8 protein-coding genes are annotated in these 9,066 nt (G+C 39.8%); 2 read left to right on the top strand and 6 right to left on the bottom strand.

What is annotated here, in order from left to right:
• Window positions 1–92 precede the first annotated feature (92 nt).
• The gene (locus NMG86_RS21220; protein WP_026796452.1) at window positions 93–1,805 is read left to right on the top strand and encodes a sensor histidine kinase; all 1,713 of its coding nucleotides are present in this window, start codon (window positions 93–95) and stop codon (window positions 1,803–1,805) included.
• 69 nt (window positions 1,806–1,874) lie between these two features.
• Here the strand turns inward: NMG86_RS21220 and NMG86_RS21215 are convergent, their stop codons facing one another.
• From NMG86_RS21215 to NMG86_RS21200, 4 genes are all read right to left on the bottom strand, one after another.
• Window positions 1,875–3,344, bottom strand: coding sequence for a leucyl aminopeptidase (locus NMG86_RS21215; RefSeq protein ID WP_026785238.1), 1,470 nt, complete (start codon window positions 3,342–3,344; stop codon window positions 1,875–1,877).
• 132 nt (window positions 3,345–3,476) lie between these two features.
• The gene (locus NMG86_RS21210; RefSeq protein ID WP_026785239.1) at window positions 3,477–4,556 is read right to left on the bottom strand and encodes a tocopherol cyclase family protein; all 1,080 of its coding nucleotides are present in this window, start codon (window positions 4,554–4,556) and stop codon (window positions 3,477–3,479) included.
• 232 nt (window positions 4,557–4,788) lie between these two features.
• Complete coding sequence (locus tag NMG86_RS21205; RefSeq protein ID WP_026785240.1) at window positions 4,789–5,175, bottom strand: hypothetical protein; 387 nt, start codon at window positions 5,173–5,175, stop codon at window positions 4,789–4,791.
• A gap of 215 nt (window positions 5,176–5,390) precedes the next feature.
• Window positions 5,391–6,794 carry a protein adenylyltransferase SelO gene (locus tag NMG86_RS21200; protein WP_026785241.1) on the bottom strand — a complete coding sequence of 468 codons (1,404 nt, stop codon included), beginning with the start codon at window positions 6,792–6,794 and terminating at the stop codon, window positions 5,391–5,393.
• Between the two features lie 173 nt (window positions 6,795–6,967).
• On the opposite strand from NMG86_RS21200, the gene NMG86_RS21195 reads away from it, so the two are divergent.
• The gene (locus NMG86_RS21195; RefSeq protein WP_026785242.1) at window positions 6,968–7,444 is read left to right on the top strand and encodes an ankyrin repeat domain-containing protein; all 477 of its coding nucleotides are present in this window, start codon (window positions 6,968–6,970) and stop codon (window positions 7,442–7,444) included.
• A 61-nt stretch (window positions 7,445–7,505) separates the two neighbouring features.
• Here NMG86_RS21195 and NMG86_RS21190 read toward each other — a convergent pair whose 3' ends face one another.
• Together NMG86_RS21190 and cbiT are read right to left on the bottom strand one after the other, a co-directional pair.
• On the bottom strand, window positions 7,506–8,396 hold the full coding sequence (locus tag NMG86_RS21190) for a phosphatidate cytidylyltransferase (RefSeq protein ID WP_026785243.1): 891 nt from the start codon (window positions 8,394–8,396) through the stop codon (window positions 7,506–7,508).
• 59 nt (window positions 8,397–8,455) lie between these two features.
• Window positions 8,456–9,055, bottom strand: a complete 600-nt coding sequence (gene cbiT / locus NMG86_RS21185; protein WP_036831466.1) for a precorrin-6Y C5,15-methyltransferase subunit CbiT — start codon at window positions 9,053–9,055, stop codon at window positions 8,456–8,458.
• Window positions 9,056–9,066 lie beyond the last annotated feature (11 nt).

Below are 9,066 nucleotides of genomic sequence, written 5' to 3'. Positions count from 1 at the left end.
ATGAGGTAATCAGCCAATGTATAGTTAAAGAATATCTTTGCAACCTAGCATAGAATTAGTATTGAACTTCCAGGCTAAGAGCGACCTCACGGATGTCTCCAATTTCGTCTCAACATAACTTAAGCAAAAGTAAAACTTCTCCTGGCATTGTCCTGTCTATGTTTAATCGTTTAAGCATTCGGCAAAAAATTGGCTGGGGTTATGGGGTGGTAATCGGGGTCGTCCTTGTGGGTGTGACCTCTGCTTTCTTGGTGGCGACCTATTCGGTGCGACCTTTGCGTACCCAATTAGAAATTGACCAACAAAAAGCTAAGGTTCTCGATGGACTCAGCCAAAGTCTACTCCAGTTAAAGCATAATCAGGATAATCTAGCGCAGTTTTTTAGCGATACCAAGGATATAGAAAAAATTGAACGGGGAGTTTCCGCCCTGCGTTCAAATATCTTTGTGATGAATAATGAATTGCAACAACTTCAAGATATTCCTGAAACAATGGATGTTACAATTCAACAGGATTATCAAGCCCTACAGGACTTAACTCAACGCTATAAAGAACAGTTGACTAGCTATTCAGAACAGTTTGAAACCCTGATTCAAACTACGGAAAAACCGAATTTGAATCCTCAAATTTTGCAGTCGGTTCAAAAATCTTTGATTAACCTGAATCGGACAACCGGAATTATTCAAGTTTATCCGGTTTATGCTGAAACAACCCAAATGGAAAATAGATTCAGAAAGCGGGCTGAAACTGCTCTAAAAGATTATGAAAAAATTCAATCTTTAGGCAATAAAATTATTATCATAACTTTATTTTTATCTACTGGTTTAGCAATAATCTTTGCAATTTTTACGGGTAATATGATTGCAACTCCCCTGGATATTATGATTAAAGTTGCAGAACAGGTGAGTGAGGAATCGGATTTTGCCCTACAAGCACCCGTTACCAGTTCCGATGAAATTGGGGTATTAACTGAATCTTTAAATCATCTAATTCAACGGGTGGCTGAATATACGGAAGAATTACAGAAAGCGAAAATTATAGCGGAAGCGGCTAACCGTTCTAAGAGTGTGTTTTTAGCGAATATGAGTCATGAACTTCGCACGCCGTTAAATGCGATTATTGGCTATAGTGAAATGCTCCATGATGAATCGGAAGATTTAGGCTATACGGACTTTTTACCCGACCTAGAAAGGATTCAAACTGCGGGAAAACATCTGCGGGATATGATTAGTGATATTTTAGATATTTCTAAAATTGAAGCGGGTCATGTTACTCTCTATTTAGAAAATTTTCCTGTTGATCAACTCATAGAAGATGTGATTACCACCGCTACCCCTTTAGCAGAAAAAAATAATAATGTTTTGAAGGTCAAGACCAAAGCGAATATTGGAACTATGTATGCCGATATGCCGAAAGTTCGACAAATTCTGTTAAATCTACTCAGCAATGCTTCTAAATTTACCGAAAAAGGAACGATTTATTTAATTGCTGAACGTACCCAAGAAAAACCCCCGATTCCAGAAGATGATGAATTTATGTATACAATGGTTGCTAATTCGTCTCAATATTTAGTATTCCGGGTTAAAGATTCGGGAATTGGGATGACTGAAGAGCAATTACAACATATTTTTAAACCCTTTATTCAAGCAGATGTTTCGACAACTAAACGGTTTGGTGGGACTGGGTTGGGACTGGCAATTAGTCAGCGTTTATGTCAAATTCTCGGAGGCGTGATTACGGTGGAAAGTCAAATGGATAAGGGTTCTATTTTTAGTGTTTGGCTTCCAGTTCATGTTAAAGGATAGGGAATGGGTAATAGGTAGGGGAATGATCCAAATTCCGATTCCCCCTTCCCGATGCTGCTAGGAGATCAACTAACTCAACACCCAATTCACTAGCATTCGCACCCCATAACCCGTTGCTCCGGCGTTATTATAACCGTTATCTTTATCAGCCCAAACCGGGCCAGCAACATCTAAATGGGCCCAGGGAGTTTTTTCCACAAATTGCTTCAGGAATAAGGTGGCTGTGATTGACCCTCCAGCCCTTGGCCCGGTATTTTTCATGTCGGCGTGGATGGCTTTTAAACCTTCAAAATATTTGTCTTCTAAGGGCATCCGCCAGAGTTTCTCCCCTGATGTTTTGGAGGCGGTTTCTAACTCGATTGCTAACTGATCATCGGGACTCCATAACCCGGCAATATCATCTCCTAAAGCAATCACACAGGCGCCAGTTAAAGTGGCTAAATCAATCATAGCATCTAACCCTAATTTATCAGCAAAAACCAGGGCATCAGCTAGGGTTAATCGTCCTTCGGCGTCGGTATTATTAACTTCAATGGTTTTCCCATTAGATGCTGTTAGAAAGTCCCCTGGGTGCATGGCGCGGCCGCTAATCATATTTTCCGTCACCGCACTAATAAAATGCACTTCTACGTCCGGTTTTAATTGACTAATAGCTTTAGCCGCCCCAAAGGTTGCCCCTGCGCCTCCCATATCGACTTTCATCATTTCAATCCCGCCACCTGTGGGTTTAATATTTAACCCACCGGAATCAAAGGTTAAGCCTTTACCAATAATGGCTAATTTGCGGCGAGGAGTGACTGAAGGATGATAGATTAAATGAATAAATTTAGGCGGTAAATCCGAGGCTTGGGCTACTCCTAAAAAAGCCCCCATCCCCAATTTTTCGCAGTCTTCTTTTTCCAAAATATTCAATTCTAAGCCGTATTCTTTAGCTAGGGATTGAGCCATTTCTGCCATTGTAATTGGGGTGACTTCATTGGCGGGGGCGGCGACTAATTCCCTGGCTAAAATTACCCCGGAACAGATTTGTTTAGCCCGGGTAATGGCGGATTCTGTGCCGGGTAAACCTAATAATTCAATCTGTTCAATTCCGTGACCCTTATCATCGGTTTCTGACTTAAATCTGGTATCTTGATAGAGGGCTAATTCTATGCCTTCGGTAATAGCTTGGGCGGTGGTTTCTGGAGTTTCAAAAATTGGTAAGCTCACCCCAAGACTTTTGCCTTTCAGGGATTTTGCGGTTTTAGCAATATTGGCGGCGGCGCGGCGTAAGCTGTCTAATTTGAGAGCATCGGATTTACCTAAACCGACTAAAATCACTTTGCGAATGGGACTATTTCCCCCCACGCGAGTTGAAATATTGCTATCTGCTTTTCCCTTAAATTCGGTTTCTGTGATTAATTCTTTTAGAGTTCCGGCTAGTTTATCATCTAAGGTGGCTAAGTCCCCGGTTAATTCTATCTGGTCTTCAAATAAACCCAGGGCGAGGATGTCTCCCGACCAGTTTAAGGAGGATGTGTTGGTGGCTGTAAATTCCATTGTTGTTTGTGTCTGAGTTACTGTAAAAAGTATAAACTGTTTTCGAGTTCAGGAATTAGGGAAAATTTCATGGTGTGACTTCGTTGATACATGGCTTTGAAAAATTTTAATTCGGTGATGTTGAAATATAATTTATTTTTTCCAGGTTTCTTGCCATAAATCCCCCCCGACTTCGACTCCACCCAGGGAACTCGTAGCCTCTAAGATTATACTATTTCTTGCTTTTAATTGCAAGTTAATTTTTCCCTGCATGGTATCTCGACAACGAAAGATTAATCCGGCTTGGGTGGGTGCTCTTAATAAAGTTCCTGGGTGTTCGGTGGTAGCGGTCAAACAGACTTCATATTCGTTATTTTTAGCTGTCATTTGCCATTTTCCCCAGGGTTCGATTTGCCAACTAACTTCCGAATTCCAAGGCACAAATTCATAGAATTTTCCCTGATAATGAATTGCAATTAAAGCTACGGATTCTGACCAGAATAACACATCTCTGATCCCGCCTCCGGCCGTTAATGCTAAATCTGTTTCTCCATCAAAACTATTACAATTTACCCAAAACCATTGTTTAGGAAAACTCCCACCCCAATTTTTTTCGCCATAGGCGGGAGCATTTTCAAATTGATAAATTTGACCATTCCAATCAATCCAACCTGTGGCTAAACCATGGGCCATTAAAATTTGCCATCCCGGTTCAAATATCTGCAAAAAAGACAACCATCCGGCGGTCGATTGTTGCGGTTGATTGGGATTTCCCCAGCCATAAATCGGTTGAATATTATATTGCCAATTACAATATTGAGAACTGCCCGAATCGGCTAATTTTCCTTGATGTAAGGTGGCTGTTCCTTGATAGCCTTGTTGAATCGAATTTTCAAAAATTGTGGGTTCTAAATAGCCAGGAATGGCAGTTAAATCGGTTTTTCCCCAATGTCCTAATCCGAGTTGATCGGAGGTTGCCCAAAAGGTTTTAACGTCGGGAAAGGTGCGACATAAATACCCATCATCGGGCCCTAAAATTTGGGCTCCGCCTCCACTTTGGGGTTGATTTCCGATGGGATCTTCGATAGAATACATGAAGGCAAAGGTCTGTTTTTCTTGAGGTAATGTGACTCGATAGTACCAGCCTTCAAAAAAACGGCGATCGCTTCCATCCCAATGATACCCACTATGGGGGGTTTGTAAAGGGTTTTGTTGACGATTAAAATTAAACATCAAAATCCTCAAAAATAAACAAAAATTAAAATCGTAGTGAGTCCTTTAGGACTCTCTTAATATTAGATTAAGATAGCCCTAAAGGGCTTACTATCGTAGTGAGTCCTTTAGGACTCTCTTAATATTAGATTAAGATAGCCCTAAAGGGCTTACTACGGTTTGTAATGAGTCCTTTAGGACTCTCTTAAATATTGGATTAAGATAGCCCTAAAGGGCTTACTACGGTTTGTTGTCAACTCCCTTTTGAGGCTTTAATATTAGGTACAGCAGAGCCATAATTAACTCGACAACCCAAATTAAATAAACTAGAACTACACTCTAACGGGACAACTTGATCACCTAATAAGGCGCTACAGCTAACATAATTATCATTATTACTATCTTTCAAAACACATTCAATTGGCCTAGCACCGGAACTACTTGTCCACATTTTCATTCCCATTTCTGCTATAATATGTTGATAAAAGAAGGCGAAAATTGCTCCTCCTAAAAGCACAATTCCTAGTAGGGTGATTCTGACTTTCCAATTACTCAGAATTTTACCGATAAATCCTTTAATACTGTCTAGGATGGATGTTGTTATCGGCGTGGGTGTATCCGTGGGTTGATTTTCTGTCATCAGATTTTTCCTTTAAAATAATTGCTGCTGGGGTTAAGCCCAATTTCAGGTTAACGCCCAGAGTATTACTTCTATATTTTAACTGAATTTACTGAAAATTAGATTCGATCTGGCTAAATCTCCCTGAAGATGTAGGGTAAGGGAAGATATAGGGCGCTGAGATAGTATCAATAAATCTCCTGTTTAAGATTTTCTAGCCCTTAATTAAGACTTTGCTATTCTGTTTGAATTTGTGTTAATAAATTATAAAAAGGTTGCCAATTATCTTCAAGTGTAATCTGTTCCCAGACTGCTTCAATTTCAGGACGAATAATCACCACTTGAGGATTATAATAGTTTAATCGTTGTTGAATTTCATTGAGTTCGGGATTAGACAAGGTTTGTAAATGATGATAATATTGTTGTCTCCAAGCCTCTAAATATTCCATAGGTTCAGCATCTTTTAAAATATTCTGGGGTTGGTCTTGCCATTGCTGACAAAATTGTTCTCGCAGTTGTATAAAAAAGTCGGGATAGCTAATTCGATTATTTTTGAGTAAATTAATTGTAATTTGCAATAATTCCTCTGCTTCTGGGGTGGGAAGTTGTTCAAATCCTAAACGATTAATCATCCGTTGACGATAGAATTCTCGATAATAGTTTTGAAAAGGGTCTAACCCGGCTTTAAGTTCTTCTAAAGGTATAACTAAGGATAACGGTTTTTGTAATAATTCTAGGTTTCCTTCACAAATAAAGGGCTGATTTCCATAACAATATAACTTTCCATAATCAAAATAGGCGGCGGTGAATTGTGGGTTATAATCGGGCATAAAGGCGTAGGGGCCATAATCGAAACTTTCCCCAGTAATTGACATATTATCGGTATTTAAAACCCCGTGACAAAACCCTGAAGCCATCCACTGGGCGGCTAATTCTGCGACTCGTTTGACTAATTCTATGTAAAATAAAATATAGCGATCGCTCTCTAATTTTATGCTAGAATAATAATAGGTAATAACGTGATCTAACAAAATTTCAATCAGATCTTTTCGTTTAAAATAGTGTAGCCGTTCAAAGGTTCCGAAGCGAATATGCGAGCGACTAAATCGGATCATCACGGAAGAACGGGTGGGGGAAGGTTCATCTCCTCGCCACAGTTGTTCCCCGGTTTCAATTAAGCTTAAACACCGAGAGGTTTTGACTCGCATTCGATGCAACATTTCGGCGGCTAAAACTTCCCGCACGCCACCTTTTAAGGTTAATCTACCGTCGGCATTTCGAGAGTAGGGGGTTCTTCCCGATCCCTTTGTCCCGAAATCGTATAATTCCCCGTCTATTCCCCGCGCTTGGCCATATAAAAACCCCCGTCCGTCACCCAAATAGGGGTTATATTCCCCAAACTGATAGCCGTGGTAACGCATGGCCAACAACGGACGCACGGCTTCAAATTTGCCAAAGGCTTCGATAAAATGGTCGTCGGTAACGGTTTCGGGGTTGAGTCCTAACTGGGTTAATACTAAATCATTGCGGAACCGGAGTTGGTGCATCGGGAACTCCGCAGCCGTGACAATATCGGAGTAGTCACCGCCTAACGCCTCAAATGCGGGTTCATAGTCGAGGTGCAGGAACGGATTAGACATAAAATCCCTAATGATAGTCTATTGACAATATTACCCCTATTTTGCAAAATTGTCAATTTCTGAGGGGAAAAATCTTAGATTAGGGATTAAGAAGCAAGGGATAAATGCTATTATTTTTGAGGTATCCTTAACTGTATATCCATACTTTTAAATAAACGAAAGGAGCAAAACCAATGACTGAGTTAATTCAGGCAATTCAAACGGGAGAAATAGATCAAGTTAAAACAGCTTTAAGTCAAAACCCAGATATTAATGCTCAGAATGAACAGGGAAATACGGGATTAATTACAGCGATTACTTTAGGAAAAAAGGAGATAGTAAAACTCTTACTAGAAGCGGGGGCGGATGTTAATGTGCCTGATAATGATCATTGGACTCCTTTGATGGAAGCGGCGGCAAGTGGTTACTTAGAAATGGTGCAGTTATTATTAGATACCGGGGCGGATATTCAGGCTAAAACTAATTTTGGGTTAACGGCGTTAATGGGTGCGGCTGGAAGCGGACATAAACCCATTGTAGAATTATTATTAAATAGTGGCGCAGATTTAACTACAAAAGATCAGAATAGTTGGACGGCTTTAATTTGGGCATCTTCGGAGAAACATACAGAGATCGTAGAATTAATTAAACAATTTCGAGATCAGCATTAAATTTCTCGTTGATCAATCGGACATAATATTAAGATAAGCGGGTGGATAGCCTGATGATTTTTTAGAGTGACATCAAGGGTAAAAATAATGTGATGAAATAATAAACTAAAGGGGCGGTAAAAACATAACTATCGGCGCGGTCTAAAATTCCACCGTGACCGGGGATGAGTTGACCGGAATCTTTAACTCCTGCATCTCGTTTCATTAAAGATTCGGTTAAATCGCCTAATAAACTGGAAATTCCAATTAATAATCCTAGGATTAAACCCGGCCAAGGAAACCCCGGCCATTGTAAATACCAAGACCCCAATATTGCGACTATAATACTACCTAAAAACCCAAATATTGCCCCTTCAACGGTTTTTTTCGGACTAATATCTGAGAGGCGAGTCCGACCAAAGGTTTTTCCGAAAATATAAGCCCCAATATCTGCCGCCCAAATACAACTAAAAGCTAATAAGGTAGCAGTTAATCCTGGGGATAAATTAGAAATTGACCAATTTTCTAACCAATTTTCATTAAAAGCAATGGGACTAGCGAAGGCTTTTTCTAGTAAAGTATTGGGTTCAAGTCCAACTCGTAACCGTACCCAATAACTGGGTAAATATCCCCCATAAAATAAGCCTAAAATTGAAGAACTAATATCGGCAATGCTTGATAATTTAGGTCTAAATAATAGATAAAAACAGACTAATGTTCCAGCTAAGGCAAACATCGCATCGACTAAACTAGGAGAAAATGCGGCGGTCAAAAGTAGGGCTTGACTAACAAATAAAGTTGTTTTAACCGCAGGTTCAGTGCCTTTAGCTTGAACTAATTGAAAATATTCTAATTGACCTAAATAAATAATTACACTCAATCCCAGGGTAAAATACCATCCTCCAAAAATGAGCATTCCCAATGCTAAAATAATTCCAATAATTCCACTGATAATACGAGACAAAGAAGGCATAGTGTTAGGAGTCAGAAGTTAAGACGGTCTGGGGCAGTTATCTATAGCGTATTTTAAATTTAATCTATTTTTTCACCACTTAAAATAAACATAGGATTAACGGCTTCAAAAGTTTGATGATTTCCCCGTTTTTCCAATCGGTTAATGGCAGATTGAACCACTTCTACATTGCGAACTTGTAACTCGGAAAATCCTTCGGAAATGGCATAGAGACTTTCTAAATTAGATGCTGTGGCTACAATTCTTCCTTGCGGTTGTAAGTATTTCCAAACTTCATGCAGAATGGCTTTAATGGGTTTTCCTCCTTCCAAACAAACCCGATGAGGTAGATAGGGAATACTTTGTAAACATTCGGGGACACTCCCTTCAACTATATCAACATTTTGTAGTTCAAACTGTTCACAATTGACTCGAATTAAATTCACCACATCTTCATCCCTTTCAATGGCAATAATTCGACCTTGGGGACATAATAGCCCCGTTTCCACCGCAATTGTTCCGGTTCCAGCCCCAATATCCCATACAATTGAGTCAGGTTGCAATCGCATGAAGGATACTAATAATAAACGGACTTCCCGCTTACTCAAGGGGATACCGGGCAACCGTTCAAATAAATCATCAGGAATACCCGGAGTAACATAAGGCCAAAGTTTAGACATTTTGGGAATTA

The sequence above is a fragment of the Planktothrix rubescens CCAP 1459/22 genome (assembly GCA_904830895.1).
GTDB classification, from domain to species: Bacteria; Cyanobacteriota; Cyanobacteriia; order Cyanobacteriales; family Microcoleaceae; genus Planktothrix; species Planktothrix agardhii.
The sequence above is the reverse complement of the archived record's forward strand: the minus strand, read 5'-3'. Positions and strand labels throughout refer to the sequence as shown.